This window comes from Streptomyces sp. NBC_01546 (genome assembly GCF_045208355.1).
In the GTDB taxonomy this organism is placed as follows: Bacteria; Actinomycetota; Actinomycetes; order Streptomycetales; family Streptomycetaceae; genus Streptomyces.
This window is the reverse complement of sequence record NZ_CP109379.1, coordinates 1,973,362-2,000,360: the sequence shown is the minus strand read 5'-3', so window position 1 is coordinate 2,000,360 and position 26,999 is coordinate 1,973,362. Positions and strand designations below refer to the sequence as shown.

2 protein-coding genes are annotated in these 26,999 nt (G+C 74.2%); both read left to right on the top strand.

The annotated features are described in order from the left end of the window. The first annotated feature begins 8 nt into the window (after positions 1-8). Complete coding sequence (locus tag OHA89_RS09230) at positions 9-16,343, top strand: type I polyketide synthase (RefSeq protein WP_406365863.1); 16,335 nt, start codon at positions 9-11, stop codon at positions 16,341-16,343. Then, positions 16,312-26,757 (top strand): SDR family NAD(P)-dependent oxidoreductase, encoded by a 10,446-nt coding sequence (locus OHA89_RS09225; RefSeq protein ID WP_406365861.1) that lies wholly within the window; start codon positions 16,312-16,314, stop codon positions 26,755-26,757. Before OHA89_RS09230 ends, OHA89_RS09225 begins: the two co-directional genes overlap by 32 nt. Positions 26,758-26,999: the final 242 nt, after the last annotated feature.

Sequence of the window (26,999 nt, the reverse complement as noted above, 5' to 3'; positions counted from 1 at the left end):
CTGATGACTTGTCCGGCGCGGAGGTCCGCCCGGGGGCCGAACTGGCCGCCCGGCTGACCGGACTTCCCGGGAGCGAGCAGTCCAGGCTGCTCCTGGACCTGGTCTGCACGCAGGCCGCCGACATCCTGCGCGCGGCCCACCCCGACACCGAACCGGTGGTGCCGACCGGCATCTCCTTCAAGGAACTGGGCCTGGACTCCATCGCCCTGGTCGACCTGCACGCCCGGATCAACGCCGCGACCGGGCTGGGCCTGCCGGTGACCGCCGCGTTCGACCACCCCAGCCCCGAGCTGCTGGCCGCGTACGTCCGCACGGAACTCCTCGGCGTGCCCGCCGAGCCGGCGGCCCCGCGCGAGGCCCCCGTTCCCGCGGCTGCCGCGGCCTACGACGCGGAGCCCATCGCCGTCGTCGGCATCGGCGGGCGCTTCCCCGGCGGCGTGCGCTCGCCCGAGGAGCTGTGGGACCTGGTCTCCCGGGGCGCGACCGCCGTCGGGCCCTTCCCCGACGACCGCGGCTGGGACCTCGACGCACTGTTCGACGACGACCCCGCCGTGCCCGGCACCTGCTACACCCGCACCGGCGGATTCCTGCACGACGCCCCCGAGTTCGACGCCGAGTTCTTCGGCATCAGCCCGCGCGAGGCGCTCGCCATGGACCCGCAGCAGCGGCTGCTGCTGGAGACGGCCTGGGAGGCGCTGGAGCGCACCGGCATCGACCCGACCTCGCTGCGCGGCAGCCGCACCGGCGTGTTCATCGGCGCCGGCCCCTCCGAGTACGGGCCGCGGGTGCAGGACGCCCCCGAGAGCCTGACCGGCTACCTCGTCACCGGCGGCGCGCTCAGCGTCACCTCCGGGCGCGTCGCCTACGCGCTGGGCCTGGAGGGCCCGGCGCTCACCGTCGACACCGCCTGCTCCGGATCGCTGGTCTCCCTGCACCTGGCCGTGCAGTCCCTGCGCCGCGGCGAGTGCTCCATGGCGCTGGCGGGCGGTGTCACCGTACTGAGCACGCCCGGCCTGTTCACCGAGTTCAGCAGGCAGCGCGGGCTCGCCCCGGACGGGCAGATCAAGGCCTTCGCGGCGGGCGCCGACGGCACCTCCTTCGCCGAGGGCGTCGGCCTGCTGGTGGTGGAACGGCTCGGTGACGCCCGGCGCAACGGGCACCAGGTGCTCGCCGTCATCCGCGGGTCGGCCGTCAACCAGGACGGGGCCAGCAACGGGCTCACCGCCCCCAGCGGCACCGCGCAGCAGCGCGTCATCCTCCAGGCCCTCGCCGACGCCGGGCTGTCGGGCGAGGAGGTCGACGCCGTCGAGGCACACGGTACCGGCACCACGCTGGGCGACCCGATCGAGGCCCGGGCGCTGATCGCCACCTACGGCAAGGACCGGCCCGGGGACCGGCCGCTGTGGCTCGGCTCGGTGAAGTCCAACCTCGGCCACACCCAGGCCGCGGCCGGGGTGGCCGGCCTGATGAAGATGATCATGGCGATGCGGCACGGCGTACTCCCGCGGACCCTGCACGTCGACGCCCCCACCGGGAACGTCGACTGGTCCGCCGGGACGGTACGGCTGCTCACCGAGCCCGTGCCCTGGCCGGCGGACGAGGACCGGCCGCGCCGGGCGGGCGTCTCCGGCTTCGGGATCAGCGGCACCAACGCGCACGTCATCGTGGAGGAGCCGCCGCGCGAGCCGGCACCGGCCCCCGCCGCCCGCACCGGTACGGGCCACCCCGCCCTCGTGCCCGTCGGGGCGCGCTCCGAGGAGGGGCTGCGCGCACAGGCCGCCCGGCTCGCGGAGTTCGTGGCCGAGCGGCCCGAGCTCACCCCCGACGACCTCGGCCACTCCCTCGGCACCGGCCGGGCCGCCCTCGACCACCGCGCCACCGTCCTGGCGGCCGGCCACGAGGAGCTCCTGGCGGGCCTGCGCGCCCTCGCCGACGGGGAGAGCACCCCCGCCACCCGGACCGGCACGGTCCCCTCCGGGCGCCTCGCGTTCCTCTTCACCGGCCAGGGCAGCCAGCGCCTGGCCATGGGCCGGCAACTGTACGACTCCCACCCCGTGTTCGCGGACGCCCTCGCCGAAGCCATCGGCTGGCTCGACCTCCAGCTCGACACCTCCCTGTGGGACGTCCTCTTCGCCGAGCCGGGCACCGAGGCGGCCGCGCTGCTCGACGAGACCCGCTACGCGCAGACCGCCCTCTTCGCGGTCGAGACCGCCCTGTTCCGGCTCGTCGAATCCTGGGGCATCCGCCCCGACTTCCTGGCCGGCCACTCCATCGGCGAGATCGCGGCCGCCCATGCGGCGGGAGTACTGAACCTGGAGGACGCGGCCACGCTGGTCGCCGCGCGCGGCCGGCTGATGCAGGAGCTGCCCCGGGGCGGCGCCATGGTCGCCGTCCAGGCCACCGAGGAGGAGATACTCCCGTTCCTCGGCGCCGGGGCCGAGGCCGGGGCCGGGGCCGGTGCGCAGGTCGCCGTCGCCGCCGTCAACGGGCCCGACTCCGTGGTCCTCTCGGGCGAGGAGAACGCGGTACTCGCACTCGCCGAACGCTTCGCCGGGCAGGGACGCAAGACCAAGCGGCTCCAGGTCAGCCACGCCTTCCACTCGCCGCTCATGGAACCGATGCTCGCCGAGTTCCGGCGGATCGCGGGCATCCTCGGCTACTCCGCGCCCCGCATCCCCCTCGTCTCCACCGTCACCGGACGGCTCGCCACCTCCGAGGAACTCCGCTCGCCCGACTACTGGACCGGCCACGTCCGCGAGGCCGTCCGCTTCGCCGACGCCGTCGACTGGCTGTCCGTACAGGGCGGCGTACGCACCTTCCTGGAGCTCGGCCCCGACGGCGTCCTCAGCGCCCTCGGCCCGCACTGCCTGCCCGAGGAGCGCGAGGCCGACACCGTCTTCGCGCCCGTGCTGCGCGCCGGCAAGGACGAGGTCCGCGAGGCGCTGGGGGCCGCCGCCCTCGCCCACACCCGCGGCGCGCTCCTGGACTGGGACGCCGTCTACGCGGGCCGCGACACCCGCCGCGTCGACCTGCCCACCTACGCCTTCCGCACCCGGCGCTACTGGCTCGCCCCCGAGCGGGCGGGCGGCGACCCGTCCGGACTGGGCCAGCTCGCCGCCCGGCATCCGCTGCTGGGATCGGTCGTCGACCTCGCGGGCGCCGACGGCACCGTACTGACCGGCCGCCTGTCACCGCGCACCCACCCGTGGATCGCCGACCACACCATCGCCGGGGTCACCCTGCTGCCCGGCACCGCCTTCGTGGAACTGGCCCTGCGGGCGGCCGCGGAGACCGGCTGCGCGCTGGTCGAGGAGCTGACGCTCCAGTCGCCGCTGGTCCTGCCCGCGTCGGGTGCGGTGGCGATCCAGGTCGTGGTCGCCGCCGCCGACGCGGACGGCCGCCGCGCCCTCGCGTGCTACTCCCGCCCGGACGGCGCCGGCCGGCCCGACCACCCCGACCACCCCGGCCACCCCGGCCACCCCGATCAGGCGGACCCCGTCGAGGACGAGTGGGTCCGCCACGCCACCGGCGTCCTGGCACCCGCCGCCCCCGACGCGGACACGGGCGCCCTCGCCGGCGCCTGGCCCCCGGCCGGCGCCGTACCGCTGGACGTCAGCACCCTGTACGACGACATGGCGGACGAGGGCTACGGCTACGGGCCCGCCTTCCACGGCGTACGCGCCGCCTGGCTGCGCGACGGCGAGGTCTTCGCCGAGGTCGAACCCCCGCAGCCGACGCGCGCGGACGCCACGGGCTACGGACTGCACCCGGCGCTCCTGGACGCCGCGCTGCACCCCGCCGACCACGCCCTCGCGGCCGGCGGCGACCGGCCCGAGGGGACCTGGATCCCCTTCTCCTGGAACGGGGTCACGCTGTACGCGGGAGGCGCCTCCGCCATCCGCGTACGGATCACCGCGCTCGGCCGGGACGAGCTCGCGGTGACCGTGGCCGACGCCGACGGCGCCCCCGTGGCCCGCGTCGACTCGCTGCAGCTGCGCGCCGTCACCGGGCAGCAGCTGGCGGGCGACCGCACCGACCCGCTGCTGCGCGTGCAGTGGAACCCGCTCGAACTGCCTTCAGAAACCGTGGAGTTCACGGATCTTACGGAGCTCGCCGACGGCCCGGTGCCGCCCGTCGTCGTCTACCGCACCCTCCCGACCCCGGACGGCGACGACCTGACCGTCGCCGTCCGGACGGTGGCCGCCGACGCACTGGCCGCCCTGCGGACCTGGCTGGCGGACGACCGCTACGCCGACTCCCGCCTGGCCGTGGTCACCCGCAACGGCGCCTTCGTCCCCGGTACCGACGTCGACCTCGCCCAGGCCCCCGTCTGGGGCCTCGTACGCTCCGCCGAAGCGGAGAACCCCGGCCGCTTCACCCTCGTCGACACCGACGAGGCCGGGCTCCCCGCGCTCGGCCGGGCGCTCGCCGCCGCCACCGAGCCGGAACTGGCCCTGCGCGGAGCCGAGTCGTACGTCCCCAGGCTGGCCGCCGTACCCGCCCACGGCGAGGAGCGCCCCACCCCCTGGGACGCCACGGGCACCGTGCTCATCACCGGCGGCACCGGCGGCGTCGGCGCCGAACTCGCCCGCCACCTCGTCCGGCGGCACGGCGTACGCCACCTCCTGCTCACCAGCAGACGCGGCCCCGACGCCCCCGGCGCGCGCGAACTCGTCGCCGACCTGGCTGCCTTGGGCGCCGAGGCCACCGTCACCGCCACCGACGTCGCCGACCGGGACGCCCTCGCCGAGCTGCTCGCCTCGATCCCGGCCGCGCACCCGCTGCGCGCCGTGGTGCACGCCGCCGGGGTCATCGACGACGGTCTGACCGGCGACCTCACCGCGCAGCGCCTCGACACCGTGATGCGGCCCAAGGTGGACGCCGCCTGGAACCTGCACGAACTGACCGCCGGCCTGGACCTGACCGCCTTCGTCCTCTTCTCCTCCGCCTCGACCGTCCTCGACGGCGCCGGACAGGGCAACTACGCCGCCGCCAACCTCTTCCTGGACGCCCTCGCCGCCCACCGCGCGGCGGCCGGCCAGGTCGTCACCTCGCTCGCCTGGGGCCTGTGGGCCGGTGGCGGCGGCATGGGCGCCACCCTCGACGCGGCCGCCCTCACCCGGATCGAGCGCCTCGGCCTCGACTCGCTGACCTTCGAGGAGAACCTGGACCGGCTGGACCGGGCCCTGGCCGGTCACGAGCCGGCGGTGGTCCCCGTACGCGTGAACCACCGGGCCGTACGGAGCCGCGGCGACGGCACGCCCACCCTGCTGCGCGCCCTCGTACGGACCGCCGTACGCCGCCCGGCAGCCGGGGCGGCGGCCGCCCCGGCCCACGCCCGCGTGCCGCTCGGCGCCGGCCTCGCCGAGCTCGCCGCGCCCGACCGCCTCGCCACCGTGCTGCGGCTGGTGCGCACCGAGGCCGCTGCCGTACTCGGCTACCAGAGCGCCGAAGAGGTCACCGCGAACCGGGCGTTCACCGAGACCGGCTTCGACTCGCTGGCCGCCGTGGAACTGCGCAACCGGCTCGGCGCGGCGACCGGACTGCGGCTCAGCGCCACCCTGACCTTCGACTACCCGACGGCGACCGCGCTGGCCGAGCACCTCGTGACCAAGCTCGTCGGTACGGCCGCCCCGGCCCAGGCCCCCGCCCCGGCGGCCCCGGGCGCCGGCGCCACCGCCGACACCACCGCCGACCCGATCGTGATCGTCGGGATGGCCTGCCGCTATCCCGGCGGAGTGACCTCACCCGAGGAGCTGTGGCAGCTCGTCGCGGACGGCGCGGACGCCATCGGCCCCTTCCCCGCCGACCGGGGCTGGGCGGACGACCTCTACGACCCGGAGATCGGCAAGCCCGGCAGGACGTACTCCACGGAGGGCGGATTCCTCTACGACGCCGCCCGGTTCGATCCGGCGTTCTTCGGGATCAGCCCGCGCGAGGCCCAGGCCATGGACCCGCAGCAGCGGCTGCTGCTGGAGGTCGCCTGGGAGACCTTCGAACGCGCCGGGATCGACCCCCGCTCCGTCAAGGGCAGCAGCACCGGCGTCTTCGCCGGGGTGATGTACCACGACTGGGGGCTGCGGCTCGGTCCGCTCCCCGAGGACGTGGCCGCCTACCACGGCAACGGCAGCCTGGCGAGCGTGGTCTCCGGCCGGGTCGCCTACGCCCTGGGCCTGGAGGGCCCGGCGATCAGCGTGGACACCGCCTGCTCCTCCTCGCTGGTGGCCCTGCACATGGCCGCCCGTTCGCTGCGCGCCGGGGAGTGCTCGCTGGCCCTCGCCGGCGGAGTCACGATCATGTCCACCCCGGACACCTTCCTCGACATGAGCCGTCAGCGCGGCCTCGCCGCAGACGGCCGCTGCAAGTCCTTCGGTGAGGGCGCGGACGGTACGGGCTGGGGTGAGGGCGCGGGCGTCCTGCTGCTGGAGCGGCTGTCGGACGCGCGGCGCAACGGGCACCGGGTGCTGGCCGTCGTGCGGGGCTCGGCGCTGAACCAGGACGGGGCGTCCAACGGCCTGACCGCCCCGAACGGTCCGGCGCAGCAGCGGGTGATCCGCCAGGCGCTCGCGGACGCCGGGCTGACGGCGGCCGAGGTCGACGTGGTCGAGGCGCACGGCACGGGCACCCGGCTCGGCGACCCGATCGAGGCGCAGGCCCTGCTGGAGACGTACGGACAGGAACGCCCCGAGGGCCGGCCGCTGTGGCTGGGCTCCGTCAAGTCCAACATGGGGCACACGCAGGCCGCCGCCGGTGTCGCGGGCGTCATCAAGATGGTCCTGGCCATGGACCACGGCCTGCTGCCGCGGACCCTCCACGCTGACACCCCCTCCGACCAGGTCGACTGGTCGGCCGGCGAGGTGGAACTGCTCACCGAGGCGCGGGAGTGGGCCGTCGCACCGGCCGGGGTGCGGCGGGCCGGTGTGTCCTCCTTCGGGATCAGCGGCACCAACGCCCACGTGATCATCGAGCAGGCGCCGCAGGCGGAGCCGGAGCCGGGCCCGGCCGTCGAGGCCCCGCCGGGAGCCGTCCTCCCCGCCGTCCCCTGGACCGTCTCCGGTGCCACGCCCGAGGCCCTGCGCGCCCAGGCCGACCGGCTGCGGGAACGCCTGGCCTCGCTCTCCGACGAGGAACTGGCTCCCGCCGCCCACGTACTGGCCACCGGACGTGCGGCGCTGGAGCACCGCGCCGTCGCCCTGGGGGCCGACCGGGCGGAACTCTCCCGCTCGCTGGAGCTCCTCGCGGGAGCGGCGGTGGCCCAGGACGCCAAGACCGCCTTCCTCTTCACCGGCCAGGGAGCCCAGCGGCTGGGCATGGGCCGGGAACTGTACGCCGCCTTCCCGGTGTTCGCGGCGGCCTTCGACGCCGCCTGCGCGGAGATCGACCCGCACCTCGGGCAGTCGTTGCGCGCGGTGGTGTGGGGTGAGGACGCGGACGCGCTCCACGCCACCGCCCTCGCCCAGCCCGCCCTGTTCGCGCTCGAAGTGGCGCTGTTCCGGCTGGTGGAGACCTGGGGCCTGCGGCCCGACGTGGTGGCCGGGCACTCGATCGGAGAGCTGGCCGCCGCGCACGCCGCGGGCGTCCTGTCCCTCGCCGACGCCGCGGAACTCGTCGTCGCACGCGGCCGGCTGATGCAGGACCTGCCCTCCGGCGGCGCCATGGTCGCGGTCCAGGCCACCGAGGAGGAGGTGCGGCCGCTGCTCACCGGCCAGGTGGGCCTCGCGGCCGTCAACGGCCCGCGGGCCGTGGTGGTTTCGGGCACCGAGGCGGCCGTCCTCGCCGTGGCCGGGCACTTCGCCGCCGCCGGACGCAAGACCAGCCGCCTCTCCGTCTCGCACGCCTTCCACTCGGCGCTGATGGAACCCATGCTCGACGAACTTGCCGCCGTGGCCCAGCGGTTGACCTTCCGTGAACCGCGCATGCCCATCGTCTCCACCGTCACCGGTGAGACCTCCACCACGTGGCAGTCGCCCGCCTACTGGGCCGGCCAGGTCCGCGAGCCCGTCCGGTTCGCCGACGCGGTGCGCCGCGCCGAGGAACTGGGCGTCCGTACCTTCGTCGAGATCGGCCCCGACGCCGTGCTCACCGCGCTCGGCGCGGGCTCGGCCACCCACGAGGACACCGCCTTCGTCCCCCTGCTGCGCCGTGACCGCGACGAAGCCCGCGAAGCCCTCACCGGCATCGGCTCGGCCTGGGCGCACGGCAGCGCCGTCGACTGGCCCGCCGTGCTCGGCGGCCCGGCCCGCCGCCCCGGCACCCTCGTCGACCTGCCCACCTACGCCTTCCAGCGCGAGCGCTACTGGCTCGATGTGCCCGCAGCCACCGGAAACCTCGGCTCGGCCGGCCTCGACCCCGTCGAACACCCCCTCCTCAGCGCGGCCGTCGTCTCGCCCGAGTCCGGATCCGTCGTCCTGACCGGCCGGCTCTCGGCCGCCGGACAGCCCTGGATCGCCGACCACGCGGTGCACGGAGCCGTACTGCTCCCCGGCACCGGCTTCGTCGAGCTCGCCGTACGCCTCGGCGACCAGGTGGGCTGCGACCTCCTGGAGGAGCTGACCCTCGAAGCCCCGCTCGTCCTGCCCGCCACCGGGGGCGCCGCCCTGCGCGTCGCCGCCGGAGCGCCCGACGCGTCCGGCCGCCGCCCCGTGCACATCCACTCCCGCCCGGACGGCGCCCCCGAAGACGCCTGGACCCGCCACGCCACCGGCTTCCTCGCCACCGGCGCGCCCCCGCACGTCGAGGCGGACCTCACCCAGTGGCCGCCGCGCGGCGCCACCCCCGTCGAGGTGACCGGGGCGTACGAGAGCCTGCGCGAGCGCGGATACGGCTACGGGCTCGCCTTCCAGGGCCTCAAGGCGGCCTGGCGGCGCGGCGACGAGCTGTTCGCCGAGGTCGCCCTGCCCGACGCGGTGCGCGGCGAGGCCGCCGGCTACGGACTGCACCCGGCGCTCCTGGACACCGCCATGCACGTCGACGTCCTCGTCGACCAGGGCGAGGGCGGCACCGAGGCACTGCTGCCCTTCGCCTGGAGCGGGGTCAGCCTGCACGCGACGGGAGCCGCGGCCCTGCGCGTGTACGTACGCCGGATCCGCGGCGCAGAGGACTCGGCGATGGTCGTCGCCGACGAGACCGGCCGCCCGGTGATGACCGTGGCCTCGCTGATCTGCCGGCCCGTCTCCGCCGACCAGCTGGAACCGGCGGACGGCACCCTCTCCGACGCCCTGCACCACATCGAGTGGACCCCGCTCCCCGAGCCGGCCGAACCCGTCCACTCCTCCTCGGTCGTGGTGCTCGACGAGTACGGACTGGCCATCCTCGGCGACCCGTCGGCCGTCGTACTGGCCTGCTGCCCCACCCCGGTGCGCCGGCCCGTCCTCGAAGCCGCGCGCACGGTCACCTCGTACGTGCTCGGCCTGTTGCAGTCCTGGCTGACGGACGAGCGGTTCGAGTTCACCACCCTGGTCGTCGTCACCCGCGGCGCGGTCGCCACCGCCGAGGACACCGCCCCCGATCTGACCCAGGCCTCCGTGTGGGGCATCGTCCGGGCGGCCCAGGCCGAGAACCCGGGCCGGATCGTCCTGCTCGACACCGACCCGGACACCGACCCGGCGGACTTCCCGGCCATCGCGGCAGCGGCGCTGGCCCACGGCGAGCCCGAACTCGCCCTGCGCGACGGCCGGTTCCTCATCCCGCGGCTGGTACCGACCGCCGTACCCGAGGCGGACGCCCCCTGGAACGGCGAGGGCACCGTCCTGATCACCGGCGGCACCGGCGGACTCGGCGCCCGCCTCGCCCACCACCTCGTCACCCGGCACGGCGTACGCCACCTGCTGCTCACCAGCCGGCGCGGCCCGCAGGCCCCCGGCGCCGCCGAACTGCGGGAACGGCTCCTGGACGCCGGAGCCCTGGACGTCCGCGTCGCCGCCTGCGACGCGGCCGACCGCGCCGCACTGGCCGACGTACTCGGGGCGATCCCGGACGAGCACCCGCTCACCGGCGTCGTCCACGCGGCGGGCGTGGTGGACCCCGGGCTGATCGGCACGCTCACCCCCGAACGCCTGGACACCGTCCTGCGGCCCAAGGCGGACGCCGCCTGGCACCTGCACGTACTGACCGAGGGCCTCGGCCTGACGGCGTTCGTGATGTTCTCCTCGGCCGGCGGACTCGTCCTCCCCGCCGGACAGGGCAACTACGCCGCCGCGAACGTCTTCCTGGACGCGCTGGCCGCCCACCGGCGAGCGGCCGGCCTCCCCGCCACCTCCCTCGCGTACGGACTGTGGGCCGTCAACACCGGTCTCGGCGGCGAACTCACCGACGCCGACGTCGAGAAGATGAACCGGCTCGGCCTCCCCGCCCTCCCCGCAGCCCGCGGCCTCGCCCTCTTCGACGAGGCCCTGCGCACCCGGCACGCCCTGCTCGCCCCCCTCCTCGTCGACCCCGCCGCCCTGCACGCCCGGGGCGCCGACATCCCGCCGCTGCTGCGCGCCGCCGCGGCCGCCGCCCGGCCCGCCGGCCGCCGTACCGCGGCGAACACCGCACCCGCCGGCGACGGCCTCGCCCGCAGGCTGGCCGCCCTCGGCGCCACCGAACGCCGCCGGACCCTGCTCGACCTCGTCGCCACCCAGGTCGCGGCCGTCCTCGGCCACGCATCGGCGGACGCCGTCGGAGCCGACCGCGCCTTCAAAGAACTGGGCTTCGACTCCCTCGCGGCCGTCGAACTGCGCAACGCGCTCAACTCCGCGACGGGCCTCAGGCTTCCCGTCACCCTCGTCTTCGACTACCCGACCGCCCGCGCCGTCGCCGAGTACCTCGACACGGAGTTCGGGGGCTCGGAACCGGAAGCGGCACCGGAGCAGCCCGCCGCCCCGGCAGGCCTCTCGGACGACGAACCCATCGCCATCGTCGGCATCAGCTGCCGCTTCCCCGGCGGCGTGCGCTCCGCCGAAGACCTGTGGGACCTCGTCGCCGAAGGACGCGACGCCATCGCCGACTTCCCCGCCGACCGTGGCTGGGACACCGACGCCCTCTACGACCCGGAGCCCGGCCTGCACGGGAAGACGTACGCACGCGAAGGCGGATTCCTTTACGACGCGGCCGAGTTCGACCCCGCGTTCTTCGGGATCAGCCCCCGCGAAGCCATCGCCATGGACCCGCAGCAGCGGCTCCTGCTCCAGGCCGCCTGGGAGGCGTTCGAACGCGCCGGCATCGACCCCACGACCATGCGCGGCAGCCAGACCGGCGTCTACGCGGGCGTCATGTACCACGACTACGGCTCCCGCCTCCAGCACATCCCCGACGACGTCGCCGGCTACCTCGGCAACGGCACCGCGGCCTCCATCCTGACCGGCCGCGTCGCCTACACCCTCGGCCTCGAAGGCCCGGCCGTCAGCGTGGACACGGCGTGCTCGTCCTCGCTCGTCGCCCTCCACATGGCCTGCCAGGCGCTGCGCCGCGGCGAGGTCGGCATGGCGCTGGCCGGCGGTGTGACGGTGATGTCCACGCCCGAGATCTACGTCGAGTTCGCCCAGCAGCGCGGACTGTCCGCCGACGGCCGGTGCAAGGCCTTCGCGGGCAGCGCGGACGGCACGGGCTGGGCGGAGGGCGTCGGCCTGCTGCTCGTCGAACGGCTCTCCGACGCACAGCGCCTGGGCCACGAGGTCCTCGCCGTCATCCGCGGCTCGGCGATCAACCAGGACGGCGCCAGCAACGGACTGACCGCCCCCAACGGCCCCTCGCAGCAGCGGGTCATCCAACGCGCGCTGGCCACCTGCGGCCTCACCACCGCAGACGTGGACCTGGTCGAGGGCCACGGCACGGGCACCCGGCTGGGCGACCCGATCGAGGCGCAGGCCCTGCTCGCCACGTACGGTCGCGGGCGGCCCGCCGAGGACCCGGTGTGGCTGGGCTCCATCAAGTCCAACATCGGACACGCCCAGGCCGCGGCCGGTGTCAGCGGAGTCATCAAGTCCGTCATGGCGCTGCGCAACGGCCTGATGCCCAAGACCCTCCACGTGGACGAGCCCTCGCCCGAGGTCGACTGGGAGGCCGGGAACGTACGGCTGCTCACCGAGGCCAGGCCCTGGCCCCGACGGGCGGACCGGCCGCGCCGGGCCACCGTCTCCTCGTTCGGCCTGAGCGGCACCAACGCCCACCTGATCGTCGAGGAGGCGCCGGAGCCGGCCGTGGCCGAGGCCCCGGCCCGGGTCCAGGCGACGGCTCCCGCGGCGTGGCCGCTGCTGCTGTCCGGCTCCGACGCGGACGGCCCGGCGCGCCAGGCACGCGAGCTCCGCTCCCGCCTGCTCGCCGACCCGGGACTGGACCTCGGCGACGTCGCCTACAGCCTGGCCACGGGCCGGGCGGCGCTGGAACACCGCGGCGTCGTCCTGGCCGCGGACGCGCAGAGCGCACTGAGCGGGCTCGAAGCCTTCCTCGAGGGGGAGGGCGAGGGCGAGGGCGTACGAGGCTCCGCCCGGTCCGGAGGGCGGACGGCGTTCCTGTTCACCGGGCAAGGTGCGCAACGGCTGGGGATGGGACGGGAGTTGTACGCGTCCTTCCCGGTGTTCGCGGCGGCCTTCGAGACCGCGTGTGCGGAGATCGACCCGTTGCTGGGGCGGTCGCTTCGGGATGCCGTGTGGGGTGAGGATGCGGAGGCGCTGAACGCGACCGCCCTGACCCAGCCGGCCCTGTTCGCGCTTGAGGTGGCGCTGTTCCGGCTGGTGGAGGCGTGGGGCGTACGGCCTGACGTGGTGGCCGGGCATTCGATCGGTGAGCTGGCCGCCGCGCATGCCGTGGGGGTGCTGTCTCTGGCGGATGCTGCCCGGCTGGTGGTCGCCCGGGGCCGTCTGATGCAGGCGCTGCCTGCCGGCGGCGCGATGCTGGCCGTCCAGGCGACGGAGGAGGAGGTGCTGCCGCTGCTCACCGACGGGGTGGGTATTGCGGCGGTCAACGGTCCGCAGTCGGTGGTGGTTTCGGGTGTGGAAGCGGCGGTCCTGGCGGTGGGCGAGTACTTCGCCGGGGTCGGGCGGAAGACGAGCCGTCTGGCCGTCTCGCACGCGTTCCACTCCGCCCTGATGGATCCGATGCTGGACGAGTTCCGTGCTGTGGCCGAGGAGCTGAGCTTCAGCGCGCCGCGCATACCCGTGGTCTCCACGGTGACGGGTGAGCTGTCGGAGGCGTGGCAGTCGCCCGAGTACTGGGTCGGGCAGGTGCGGGAGGCCGTCCGTTTCGCCGACGCGGTGCGCGTCATGGAGCAGCAGGGAGTGACCCGGTTCCTGGAGATCGGTCCCGACGGCATCTTGACCGGGCTGGCCGCGCAGAGCGTGGACGGCATGGCTGTCGCGGGTCTCCGTAAGAACCGGCCCGAGCCCGAGACTCTGATCACCAGCCTCGCGCAGCTCCACGTACACGGCGTGGCCGTCGACTGGCAGGCCTTCTTCGCCGGTACCGGCACCCAGCGGGTCGACCTCCCCACCTACCCCTTCCAGCGCACCCGCTACTGGCTCGACGCCCCCGCCGCCGTCGGCGACGCGGCCGGACTGGGGCAGCAGCCCGCCGGGCACCCGCTGCTCAGCGCGGTCGTCGTCTCGCCCGAGACCGGCGCCCCGGTCCTCACCGGCCGGATCTCCGTCCCCACCCACCCCTGGCTCGCCGACCACGCCGTACACGGCAGAGTCCTGCTGCCCGGCACCGCTTACGTCGAGATGGCGCTCCGCGCCGGACACGAGGCGGGCTGCGCCCGGTTGGAGGAGCTGACCCAGGAGACCCCGCTGCTGCTGCCGGGGAACACCGGAGTCGCCGTGCAGGTCGTCGTGGGCGAGGCGGACGAGTCGGGGCGGCGGGACGTCACCCTCTACTCGCGCGCCGAGAACCTCGCCGCCGAAGCCCCGTGGACCCGCAACGCCCGCGGTGTCCTCGCCCCCGAGCCGGGGGTCCCCGCCGCGGACCTGGAGGCCTGGCCCCCGGCCGGCGCCCGCCCGGTCGACGTGAGCGGGATGTACGAGGACCTCGCCGGACTCGGGTACGGCTACGGGCCGGTCTTCCAGGGCCTCACGGCCGCCTGGCGGCGCGGCGACGAGCTGTACGCCGAGATCACGCTGCCCGACCACGCCCGTACGGAGGCCGCCGCGTTCGCTCTGCACCCCGCGCTGCTCGACGCGGCCCTGCACGCGGAACGCATCTTCGACGGGGACGGGGACGGCGACGGACCCGTCCGGGCCGCCCTGCCCTTCGTGTGGAACGGCGTCACCCTGCACGCCTCCGGCGCCGCCGCGCTGCGCGTGCGGCTGACCAAGCCCGGCCCCGACGCCGTCGCCCTGCGGATCACCACACCGACCGGTGAGCCCGTGGCCACCGTCGAGTCGCTGGTGGTGCGCGAGGTGTCCGCCGAGCAACTGGCGGGCGGCGACGGCGGCAGTGGCGCCGGCCTGTTCCGCATCGACTGGCAGCCGCACGAGCCGCACCAGTCGCACCAGCCCTCCGGCACCCCGGTGTCCGTCGAGGACTGGCTGGTCGTGGGGTCCGGTCTGCCCGGCCTCCGGGCGGTCGGCTCGCTCGCCGACCTCGCCTCGGAGCCGCAGGTGCCGGGCACGGTCGTCCTGACCGCACCCGACGTCTCCGACGTCTTCGGTACCACCGGCGGCGTGCCCGAGCAGGTCCGCACCTCCGTGGGCCGACTGCTCGACGGACTCGGGCAGTGGCTGGCCGACGAGCGGTTCGCCGACTCCCGTCTGGTGCTCGTCACCCGGAACGCCGTGCCCGTCGACCCCGCCGACACCGTGGACTGCGTACAGGCCCCGTTGTGGGGTGTGCTGCGCGCCGCGCAGGCCGAGAACCCGGGCCGCTTCACCGTCGTCGACCTCGACGAGGCGGACGCGTCCGTGCAGGCCCTGCCCGCGGCCGTCGCCACGGCCGAGACGGAGATCGCCCTCCGGGCCGGCCGGATCCTCGTACCCCGCTACGCCGTCGCCGCCACCGGTGACGCCCCGGCCCCGCAATGGGACCCGGACGGCACCGTACTGATCACCGGCGGCACCGGCCTGCTGGGCGGGGTGCTCGCCAGGCACCTGGTCGCCGAGCGCGGCGTACGCCACCTCGTACTGACCAGCCGGCGGGGCACGGAGGCCCCAGCAGCCGAGGAACTCCGCCAGGAACTAGGCGCGTTGGGTGCATCCGTGCGGATCGTCGCGGTCGATGCGGCCGACCGGTACGCGCTGGCGGCACTGCTCGACGAGATCCCGGCCGCGCACCCGCTGACCGGTGTCGTGCACGCGGCCGGAGTCATGGACAACGCCCTGGTCGGCGCCGTCACCAAGGAGCAGGTGAGCCGGGTGCTGCGGCCCAAGGTGGACGCCGCCTGGCACCTCCACGAGCTGACCAAGGACCTCGGACTGACCGCGTTCGTCCTCTACTCCTCGGCCGGCGGTCAGATCCTGTCCGCCGGACAGGCCACCTACGCGGCGGCGAACGTCTTCCTCGACGCACTGGCCGCCGACCGCCGCGCCGCCGGTCTCGCAGCCACCTCGCTGGCCTGGGGCCTGTGGGAGGGCACGGTCGGCGAGGGCCCGGAGCTCACCGAGGCCGACCTGCGCCGGATGGGCCGCTCCGGTGTCCTGGAGCTGTCCTTCGACGACGGCCTGGCCCTGTTCGACGCGGCGCTGGCACTGGACGACGCCCTCCTCGCCCCGGTCCGGCTCGACCGTGGCGCGCTGCGCGAGCGGGCCGACGACATCCCGGCCCTGCTGCGGGGGTTGGCAGGACCGCCCGCACGCAAGACCGTCAAGCCCACCGCGGTCCCGTCCGCGGGCTCCGGAGACACCGGCGGCTCCCTGGTACGGCGCAAGCTGGCCGGCCTGACCGCCGGGCCGGAGCGGGTCCGCTACCTGGAGGAACTCGCACGGGGCCACGCGGCCGCCGTACTGGGCCACGGCGACCCGGCGGGAGTCGCTGCCGACCGCGGCTTCACCGAGCTGGGACTGGACTCCCTCGGAGCCATCGAACTGCGCAACCGGCTCCAGAAGGCGACCGGACTGCGGCTGCCCGCCACGCTGATGTTCGACTACCCCAACTCGGCTTCCCTGGCCGGGTTCCTGCTGGAGGAACTGGAGCCCGAGCCGGCCGCCGCGGCGGCGGGAGAGCCGCTCGACGAGGACGGCATCAGGCGGGCCCTGCTGTCGATCCCGGCCGCGCGCCTGCGCGAGTCCGGCCTCCTCGACGCCCTGCTCGGCCTGGCGGAGACCGCTCCTGCCGAGGCGGCCGCCGACCCGGCGCCGCAGGGCCCGGCCGCCATCCAGGACATGGGCGTCGACGACCTCGTACGTGCCGCCCTGGCCGGCGGCGAACTCAGCTGACCCCGACCTGGATGATGAGGATGACGTGAGCACATCGGTGGAACAGGTCGTAGCGGCCCTGCGCAAGTCACTCACGGACAACGAGCGGCTGCGCGAAGAGAACGCCCGGCTCACCGCCGCGGGCAACGACCCGATCGCGATCGTGGCCATGGCGTGCCGCTACCCCGGCGGGGCCGGCACACCGGAGGACCTGTGGCGGCTGGTCGCCGACGGCACCGACGCGGTGTCCGGCTTCCCGGCCGACCGGGGCTGGGACCCGGGCGTGTACGACCCGGAGCCCGGCGTGCCGGGCAAGTCGTACACGCGCGACGGCGCCTTCCTCTACGACGCCGCCGAATTCGACCCGGCGTTCTTCGGGATCAGCCCGCGCGAGGCGCTGACCATGGATCCGCAGCAGCGGCTGCTGCTGGAGATCTCCTGGGAGGCCATCGAGCGGGCCGGGGTGGACCCGACCACGCTGAAGGGCAGCCGGACGGGCGTCTACGCCGGTGTGATGTACCACGACTACGCCGACGGAAGCGCGGGCAGCTTCGTCTCCGGGCGCACCTCGTACACGCTCGGCCTCGAAGGCCCGGCCGTGACCGTGGACACGGCGTGCTCCTCGTCGCTGGTCGCCCTGCACATGGCGGCCCAGGCGCTCAGGACGGGGGAGTGCTCCCTGGCCCTGGCCGGTGGGGTGACGGTGATGTCCACCCCCGACATGCTGGTGTACTTCAGCGAGCAGCGCGGGCTCGCACCGGACGGCCGCTGCAAGCCGTTCGCGGCGGCCGCGGACGGTACGGGCTGGGGTGAGGGCGCGGGCGTCCTGCTGCTGGAACGGCTCTCGGACGCGCGGCGCAACGGCCATCCGGTCCTCGCGCTGGTCAGCGGGTCCGCCGTCAACCAGGACGGCGCGTCGAGCGCCATGACGGTCCCCAACGGTCCGGCGCAGCAGCGGGTGATCCGCCAGGCCCTGGCGGACGCGGGGCTGACGGCGGCCGAGGTCGACGCGGTGGAGGCGCACGGCACGGGCACCCGGCTCGGAGACCCGATCGAAGCGCAGGCGCTGCTGGCCACGTACGGCAGGAAGCGGCCCGACGGAAGGCCGCTGTGGCTGGGCTCCGTCAAGTCCAACTTCGGGCACACGCAGGCCGCGGCGGGTGTCGCGGGCATCATCAAGATGGTCATGGCGATGCGGCACGGAGTGCTGCCGCCGACCCTGCACGTGGACGCGCCCTCGGACCAGGTGGACTGGTCGGCGGGGAACGTGGAACTGCTGACCGAGGCGCGGCAGTGGCAGACCGAGGGCCGGCCGCGGCGGGCGGGAATCTCCTCGTTCGGGCTGAGCGGGACCAACGCGCACGTGATCGTCGAGCAGGCGCCCGCCGAGGAGACGGCCGATGGCGAGGAGCCGGTGGGCTCGCTGCCCCCGGTGGTGCCGTGGCCGCTCTCCGCGAAGTCCGCGCAGGCCCTGGCGGACCAGGCGGCGGCGCTGCTCACGCGCGTACACGAGGAAGAACTCCGGCCCGCGGACGTCGGCCACTCCCTGGCGAGCTCCAGGTCCCTGTTCGAACACCGGGCCGTGGTGCTGGGTGACCGGGAAAGCGGACTGGCCGCTCTCGCGGCGGGCGAGGACCACCCAGGGGTGATCGCCGGCCAGGCGCGGTCCGGTGGGCGGACGGCGTTCCTGTTCACGGGGCAGGGTGCGCAGCGGTTGGGGATGGGGCGGGAGTTGTACGCGTCCTTCCCGGTGTTCGCGGCGGCTTTCGATGCGGTGTGTGGGGAGATCGACCCGTTGCTGGGGCGGTCGTTGCGGGATGTGGTGTGGGGTGAGGATGCGGAGGCGCTGAATGCCACTGCCCTGACCCAGCCTGCGCTGTTCGCGCTTGAGGTGGCGTTGTTCCGGCTGGTGGAGGCGTGGGGTGTGCGGCCTGATGTGGTGGCCGGGCATTCGATCGGTGAGTTGGCTGCCGCCCATGCGGTGGGGGTGCTGTCCCTGGCGGACGCGGCCCGGCTGGTCGTCGCGCGCGGGCGTCTGATGCAGGAACTCCCGGCCGGTGGCGCGATGCTCGCGGTCCAGGCGACGGAGGAGGAAGTGTTGCCGCTGCTCTCCGACGGGGTCGGGATCGCGGCGGTCAACGGTCCGGAATCCGTGGTGGTTTCGGGTGTTGAAGCGGCGGTCCTCGCGGTGGGCGAGCACTTCTCCGCGGCCGGTCGCAAGACCAGCCGTCTGGCCGTCTCGCATGCGTTCCACTCGGCGCTGATGGAACCGATGCTGGACGAATTCCGCACCTTTGCCAGTGAGTTGACGTACAGCGAGCCGCGCATACCCGTGGTCTCCACCGTCACGGGCGAGACTTCCACCGGGTGGCAGTCGCCGGAGTACTGGGTCGGGCAGGTGCGGGAGGCCGTCCGTTTTGCTGACGCGGTGCGCGTCATGGAGCAGCAGGGTGTGACCCGGTTCCTGGAGATCGGTCCCGACGGCATCCTGACCGGGCTGGCCGCGCAGAGCGTGGACGGGGTACTCGTCGCGGGTCTCCGTAAGAACCGGCCCGAGCCCGAGACTCTGATCACCGCTCTCGCCCAACTGCACGTGGACGGCGTACGTGTCGACTGGCAGGCCTTCTACGCCAAGACCGGCACTCGCAGGGTCGACCTCCCCACCTACCCCTTCCAGCGCACCCGCTTCTGGATCGACGCGGTGCGGGCGACGGCAGGTCACGCACACCCGCTGCTCGGCGCGGTGGTGACCCTGGCCGACTCCGGCGGCGCCGTCCTCACCGGGCGGCTGGCCGTCGGCGCGCAGCCTTGGCTCGCCGACCATGTGGTGCGGGACACGATCCTCTTCCCCGGCGCGGGCTTCGTCGAACTGGCGATCCGCGCGGGCGACCACGCGGGCTGCGAAGTACTGGAAGAGCTCGCCCTCCACGCGCCCCTCGTTCTCCCCGAGGGCGGCGCCGTCGCCGTACAGGTCGTCGTCGGCGCTGCCGACGCGTCGGGGCGGCGCCCGGTCGGCGTGTACTCCCGGGACGAAAGCCACCCGGACCCCGACTGGACCCTGCACGCGGAGGGGCTGCTGGCCGAGGGCGCGGAGGCGCCCGCCTTCGACCTGTCCGCGTGGCCGCCGCCGGGCGCCGTGGCGGTCCCTCTCGACGGCGCGTACGAGGCCCTGCGCGAGCGCGGTCTCGCGTACGGACCGGTCTTCCAGGGGCTGACGGCGGCCTGGCGGCTCGACGGAGCCGTCTATGCCGAGGTTTCCCTGCCGGAGGACGTGGAGGCCGGCGCGTACGGGCTGCACCCGGCGCTGCTGGACGCCTCCATGCACGCGGCGCTGGTGGACGGCGCCGGTGACGACGGTGCCACGGTTCTGCCGTTCGTGTGGAAGGACGTACGGCTCTTCGCGGCCGGCACGGCGGCCGCTCGCGTACGGATCTCCCGGCCCACCCCGCAGAGCCTGGCCCTGGACATCGCGGACGCCGACGGCGTCCCGGTCGCCGCGGTCGGCGGGGTCGTCGGCCGCGCGGTGGACGAGGCCCGGATCGCAGGCCCGGCCGCGGATCCGCTCTACCGGGTCGCATGGCAGTCGGCCGACCCCGGCCCCGGCATCCCGGCGGCGGGGGAGTGGGCACGGTGGGAAGACGTCCCCGCCGAGGGCCCGGTCGACGGCACGGTCGTCTTCGAGTGCGCGGCGCCGGACGAGGAGGAGGTGCCTGCCGCCGTCCACGCCCTGTCCCACCGGGTCCTGGCCGTGGTGCAGGCGTGGCTGGTGGACCAGCGGTTCGCCAGCGCGTCCCTCGTGGTGGTCACGCGCGGTGCGGTGGCGGTCGGAGACGGCGATCCGGTCGACGTGTGCCAGGCCCCGGTGTGGGGTCTGGTCCGCGCGGCGCAGGCGGAGAACCCGGGCCGGTTCGTGCTCCTCGACACCGACGGCTCGGCGGACCTTGGCCGCGTACCGGCCCAGAGTGAAGCGGAGTTGGCCGTACGCGAGGGCAGGGTGTTCGTTCCCCGGCTGGTCCGGGTCACGTCCGCCGCCACCGGTCCGGAGCCCGTCTGGGACGCGGCCGGGACGGTCCTCATCACCGGCGGCACCGGCGGCCTGGGCGCGCTGGTGGCCCGCCATCTGGTCACCGGGCACGGGGTGCGGCATCTGCTGCTGGCCGGCCGGCGGGGCGCGAAGGCGCCCGGGGTCGCCGAACTGGTCCTTGAACTGGCGGAGTCGGGCGCCCAGGTCTCCGTCGCCGCCTGCGACGTGTCCGACCGCGATGCCCTCGCGGCTCTTCTGGGCGAGGTGGACCCCGCCCACCCGCTGCGCGGGATCGTCCACGCCGCGGGCGTACTCGACGACGCCGTGGTCACCTCGCTCACCCCCGAGCGGGTCAGCGGCGTGCTGGCCCCCAAGGCGGACGCGGCCTGGCACCTGCACGAACTGACCGAAGGCCTCGGCCTCACCGCGTTCGTCCTGTTCTCCTCCATCGCCGGAACCCTCGGCTCGACCGGACAGGCCAACTACGCGGCCGCCAACGCCTTTCTCGACGCCCTCGCCGCCGATCGCCGGGCCACCGGGCTGGCGGCCACCTCCATGGCCTTCGGGCTGTGGGACACCGAGGGCGGCATGGGCACCCGGCTCGGCGCCGCCGAACTCGAGCGGATGCGGCAGTCCGGTACCCCCGCCCTCCGCGCCGACCGAGGCCTCGCCCTCTTCGACGCCGCGCTGCACTCGGGCCTCGCGGCCACCGTGCCGGTGCGCCTGGACCTCGGGGTGCTCCGCGCCCACGCCGACGAAACCCCCGCCCTGCTGCTCAGCCTCGTACGCAGCCCCGGCCGCCGGGCGACCCGTACCGGATCCGGCTCCCCGGCACTGCGCGGCCGGCTCGCCGGACTGACCGGAGCCGACCGCGCCGCCGCCGTGCTCGACCTGGTCCGCACGACGGTCGCCGCAGTCCTGGGACACGCGTCGGGTGACGCCATCGAACCCCGGCGCGCCTTCGACGAGTTGGGCTTCGACTCGCTGACCGCCGTGGAACTGCGCAACCGGCTCGACGGGGCGACCGGACTGCGGCTTCCGGCCACGCTGATCTTCGACTACCCGACGGCCGAAGCGGCCGCCGCCTACGTGCGCGAACTCCTCGACGGAACCCCGGACACCACCACCGTGCCGGGGGCGGCAGCCGCCGTCCGGGCCACGGACGACGATCCGGTCGTGATCGTGGGCATGGCCTGCCGCTACCCCGGCGGAGTGACCACGCCGGACGGCCTGTGGCGGCTGGTGGCCGACGGCGTGGACGCCATCGCCCCCCTGCCCGACGACCGGGGCTGGGACCCGGGTGTGTACGACCCGGAGCCGGGGGTGCCGGGCAAGTCGTACGCGCGTGACGGAGGCTTCCTCTACGACGCGGCCGAATTCGACCCGCCGTTCTTCGGGATCAGCCCGCGCGAGGCGCTGACCATGGATCCGCAGCAGAGGCTGCTGCTGGAGACCTCCTGGGAGGCCATCGAGCGGGCCGGAGTCGACCCGGACGTGCTCAAGGGGAGCCGGACGGGTGTGTACGCCGGTGTGATGTACCACGACTACGCCGGTGGCACGGCGGGCAGTCTCGTCTCCGGCCGGGTCGCCTACACGCTGGGCCTGGAAGGACCGGCCGTCACGGTCGACACGGCGTGCTCCTCGTCCCTGGTGGCCCTGCACATGGCGGCGCAGGCCCTGCGGTCGGGGGAGTGCTCCCTGGCCCTGGCCGGTGGGGTGACCGTGATGTCCACCCCCGACATGCTGGTGTACTTCAGCGAGCAGCGGGGGCTGTCCATGGACGGCCGGTGCAAGTCGTTCGGGGCGGGTGCGGACGGTACGGGGTGGGGTGAGGGCGCGGGCGTCCTGCTGCTGGAGCGGCTGTCGGACGCGCGGCGCAACGGGCACCGGGTGCTGGCCGTCGTGCGCGGCTCGGCGCTGAACCAGGACGGGGCGTCCAACGGTCTGACCGCCCCGAACGGTCCGGCGCAGCAGCGGGTGATCCGCCAGGCGCTCGCGGACGCCGGGCTGACGGCGGCCGAGGTCGACGTGGTGGAGGCACACGGCACGGGCACCCGACTGGGCGATCCCATCGAGGCGCAGGCACTGATCGCCACGTACGGGCAGGGGCGGGCGGAGGGCCGGCCGCTGTGGCTGGGCTCGGTCAAGTCCAACTTCGGGCATACGCAGGCTGCGGCGGGTGTCGCGGGGATCATCAAGATGGTGATGGCGATGCGGCACGGGGTGTTGCCGCCGACCCTGCATGCGGAGGAGCGGTCGGATCAGATCGACTGGTCTGCTGGTGAGGTGGAACTGCTCACCGAGGCTCGGGAATGGCGCGCCGAGGGCCGACTGCGACGGGCGGGCATCTCCTCGTTCGGGCTGAGCGGTACCAACGCGCACGTGATCGTGGAGGAGGCGCCTCGGGAGGCCGTGGCGGAGGCGGAAGCGGAGGTCGGCAGCGGACTGCCGGTCGTCCCGTGGGTGGTGTCGGCGAAGTCCGCGAAGGCGCTGGCCGGCCAGGCGGGCGCCCTGCTCGAGGTGGTGGACGCGTATGCCCCCGAGGACATCGGGCACGCCCTCGCCACCTCACGCGGTGTGATGGAGCACCGTGCGGTGATCACGGCCGACGACCGGGCGGAAGGCCTCGCGGCGCTGGCCGCAGGGCAGTACCACCCGGGCGTGGTGAGCGGGGCGGTGGCCAAGGGCCAGACTGCCTTCCTGTTCACGGGGCAGGGTGCGCAGCGGTTGGGGATGGGGCGGGAGTTGTACGCGTCCTTCCCGGTGTTCGCGGCGGCTTTCGATGCGGTGTGTGGGGAGATCGACCCGTTGCTGGGGCGGTCGTTGCGGGATGTGGTGTGGGGTGAGGATGCGGAGGCGTTGAACGCGACCGCGATCACGCAGCCCGCTCTGTTCGCGTTGGAAGTGGCGCTGTTCCGGCTGGTGGAGGCGTGGGGTGTGCGGCCTGATGTGGTGGCCGGGCATTCGATTGGTGAGCTGGCCGCCGCGCATGCCGTGGGGGTGCTGTCTCTGGCGGATGCGGCCAGGCTGGTGGTAGCGCGTGGCCGTCTGATGCAGGCGCTGCCGGCTGGCGGCGCGATGCTGGCCGTCCAGGCGACGGAGGAGGAAGTGTTGCCGCTGCTCTCCGACGGGGTGGGTATCGCGGCGGTCAACGGTCCGGAATCCGTGGTGGTTTCGGGTGTTGAAGTGGCGGTCCTCGCGGTGGGCGAGCACTTCTCCGCGGCCGGTCGCAAGACCAGCCGTCTGGCTGTCTCGCATGCGTTCCACTCCTCTCTGATGGATCCGATGCTGGACGAGTTCCGGGCTGTGGCTGCGGAGTTGAGGTTCAGTGCGCCGCGCGTACCTGTGGTCTCCACGGTGTCGGGTGAGCTGTCGGAGGCGTGGCAGTCGCCCGAGTACTGGGTCAGCCAGGTGCGGGAGGCTGTTCGTTTCGCCGACGCCGTGGTCGCGCTGGAGCAGCAGGGTGTGACCCGGTTCCTGGAGATCGGCCCCGACGGCATCCTGACCGGGCTGGCCGCGCAGAGTGCGGACGGCATGGCTGTCGCGGGTCTCCGTAAGAACCGGCCCGAGGCAGAGACCCTCGTCACCGCCCTCGCGCAGCTCCACGTGGACGGCGTACACGTCGACTGGCAGGCCTTCTACGGCGGCGCCGGCGCCCGCCGGGTCGATCTGCCGACCTACGCCTTCCAGCGCACCCGCTACTGGATGACGGCGCCGGCGGCCGGCGGTGGCACGGCGGAGACCGGTCAGGTCGGCATCGACCACCCCGTGCTGCGGGCGGCCGTGGAGCTGCCCGACGACGGCGGGACCGTACTCACCGGCCGGCTGTCCGCGAGCACTCACGCCTGGATCACCGACCACGAAGTCCTGGGCAGCGTCCTCCTGCCCGGTACCGGCTTCGTGGAGCTTGCCGTCCGCGCGGGCACCCACGTGGGCTGCGGGCTGCTCGAAGAGCTCACGCTCCAGGCACCGCTGATCCTCCCCGAGCGGGGCGGCATCGCCGTCCAGGTCGTGGTCGGCCCGGCGGACGAATCCGGGCGCCGGACCGTGGCCGTTCACTCGCGAGCCGACGACGCACCGGATCTGCCGTGGACCCGCCACGCCGAGGGCGTATTGGCCCCGGCGTCCGTGGACCCCGCGGAGGCGCTCACCAGCTGGCCGCCCGCCGGAGCCGAGGCCATTCCGGTCTCCGACGCCTACCCGGACCTCGCCGCCGCCGGATATCACTACGGGCCGGTGTTCCAGGGTCTCGCTGCGGCCTGGCGGCTCGGTGACGCCCTCTACGCCGAGGTGTCCCTGCCGGAGCAGGCTTCCGAGGAGGCGACCCGGTTCGGGCTCCACCCCGCCCTGCTCGACGCGGCCATGCACGTCGGGCTGCTCGGCATCCCGGGCCGCGAAGGCGGCGGTCAGACCCTGCTGCCCTTCGCCTGGAACGGAGTAGCCCTGCATTCCGCAGGAGCGAAGGCCCTGCGGGTTCGCATCACGCCCGTCGCCCAGCAGGACGGGCTCTCGCTCACCGTTGCCGATGAACACGGCCATCCCGTGCTGTCGGTCGAGTCCCTCCTCTCCCGGCCCGTGTCGGCGGAGCAACTGGGCGCGGGTACGGGCAATGCGCTGCTCCACGTGGAGTGGCAGCCCGCGCCGAAGCCGGACACGGCCGAGGTGTCCGACGCCGTGGTCTTCGACTGCGGCGAGGTGCCTCAGACCGCGGACGTGCTCGCCGACGTACGGACATACGCGCAGCAGGTCCTGGAGGCCGTACAGAGGTGGCTGGCGGATGACCTTTCCGACGGCCGGGTGCTGGCGGTGGTCACGCGGGGTGCGGTGGCTGTCGGGGCGGGTGATGTGGTTGATGTGCGGCAGGCTCCGGTGTGGGGTCTGGTGCGTGCGGCGCAGGCGGAGAATCCGGGCCGGTTCGTGCTGGTCGATTCCGATGGGTCGGTGGAGCTGGGTCTTCTTCTGGGCTTGGGTGAGCCGGAGTTGGCGGTGCGTGGTGGTGAGGTGTTGGTGCCACGGCTGGCCCGGCTGGCGGTCGATGCGGATCCTCATGAATCGGTGTGGGATGGGTCGGGGTCGGTTCTGATCACGGGTGGTACGGGTGGTCTGGGTGCTCTGGTGGCCCGTCATCTGGTGGTCGAGCATGGTGTGCGTCATCTGGTGCTGGCGGGCAGGCGTGGAGCGGATACGCCCGGTGTGGGTGAACTGGTCGATGATCTGGCCGGGTTGGGTGCGCAGGTCTCGGTTGTGGCGTGTGATGTGGCCGATCGGGAGGCGTTGGCCGGCTTGTTGGATGGTTTGGATCACCCGTTGTCGGGTGTGGTGCATGTGGCGGGTGTCGCGGACAACGGTGTGGTCGGTGCTCTGACCGCTGAGCGGATGGATGCGGTGTTGCGGCCGAAGGCGGATGCGGCGTGGCATCTGCACGAGTTGACCGCGCACTTGGATCTGGCGGCGTTCGTGATGTTCTCCTCTGCTGGTGGGTTGGTGCTGGCGGCCGGGCAGGGCAATTACGCGGCGGCGAACGTCTTCCTCGACGCACTCGCCGCCCACCGCCACACGGAGGGGCTTCCCGCGACCTCGATGGCCTTCGGCCTGTGGGGCGTCAACACCGGCATGGCCGCCGACCTCACCGAAGCGGACCTGGAGCGCATGCGCCGCGCCGGCACGCCCGCGCTGTCGGAGGCGGAAGCGCTGGCCCTGTTCGACACCTCCCTGGCCTCGGGCACGGCGCTGACCGTCCCCCTCCAGGTGGACACGGGCGCGCTGCGCACCCGTACCGACGAACTGCCCGCCCTCCTGAGGGGGCTGGTCCCGGTCGCCCGCAAGCGCAACGCGGTGTCGACGCCCGACGTCGCCTCGCTGCCCGCCCGCATCGCCGGGCTGGACGACGAGGAGGAGCGGATCCGGGTCATCCTGGACGTCGTACGGGGTCACGCGGCTGCCGTACTCGGTCACGCGTCGGGTGAGGCAATAGAACCCGACCGTGCCTTCGGCGAGTTGGGCTTCGACTCGCTCGGCTCGGTGGAGCTGCGGAACCGGCTGAGCGCGGCCAGTGGACTGCGCCTGCCCGCCACGCTGATCTTCGACTACCCGAGTGCGGCGGAAGTCGCCGCCTACCTCGCCCGGCGCCTGGCACCCGCCGTACCTGCCGCACCCGTACCGGGGGTGGAGGCCGAGCTCGGCAGGCTGGAATCCCTCCTGCTGGCCGATGCCCCGCCGACCGGCCCGGCCCGGGCGCAACTGGCCGACCGGCTCCGGGACCTGGCCGGCCGGCTCGAGGGGCCACCGAAGCACGCCCAGGGGTATGCCACGACGGAGATCCCGGACCGTGGCGAGGACCTGAACGCGGTCACCGCGGACGAGCTGTTCGACATCCTCGACAACGAGCTCGGCACCCCCGCGACCCCCTGACCGCCCGACCCGGGGCGGATCCGGCACCCCGGCCTTTTTGTTGGCGCGCAGTGCGGGATTTCCCCTCATCCGCCGGGGCCCGCGGCAGGGGTGGGCTAAGGGTAGGCCGCCCTTTGGCCAGCTCAGTAGCGTTCCAACCGATCAACTAAACGGCCAGGTACGGCACATGAGCCGCCACGGACGGTCCGACCAGAGGGAGTAGATCTCGGTGAGCAACGAGGAGCGGCTTCTCGAGTATCTGA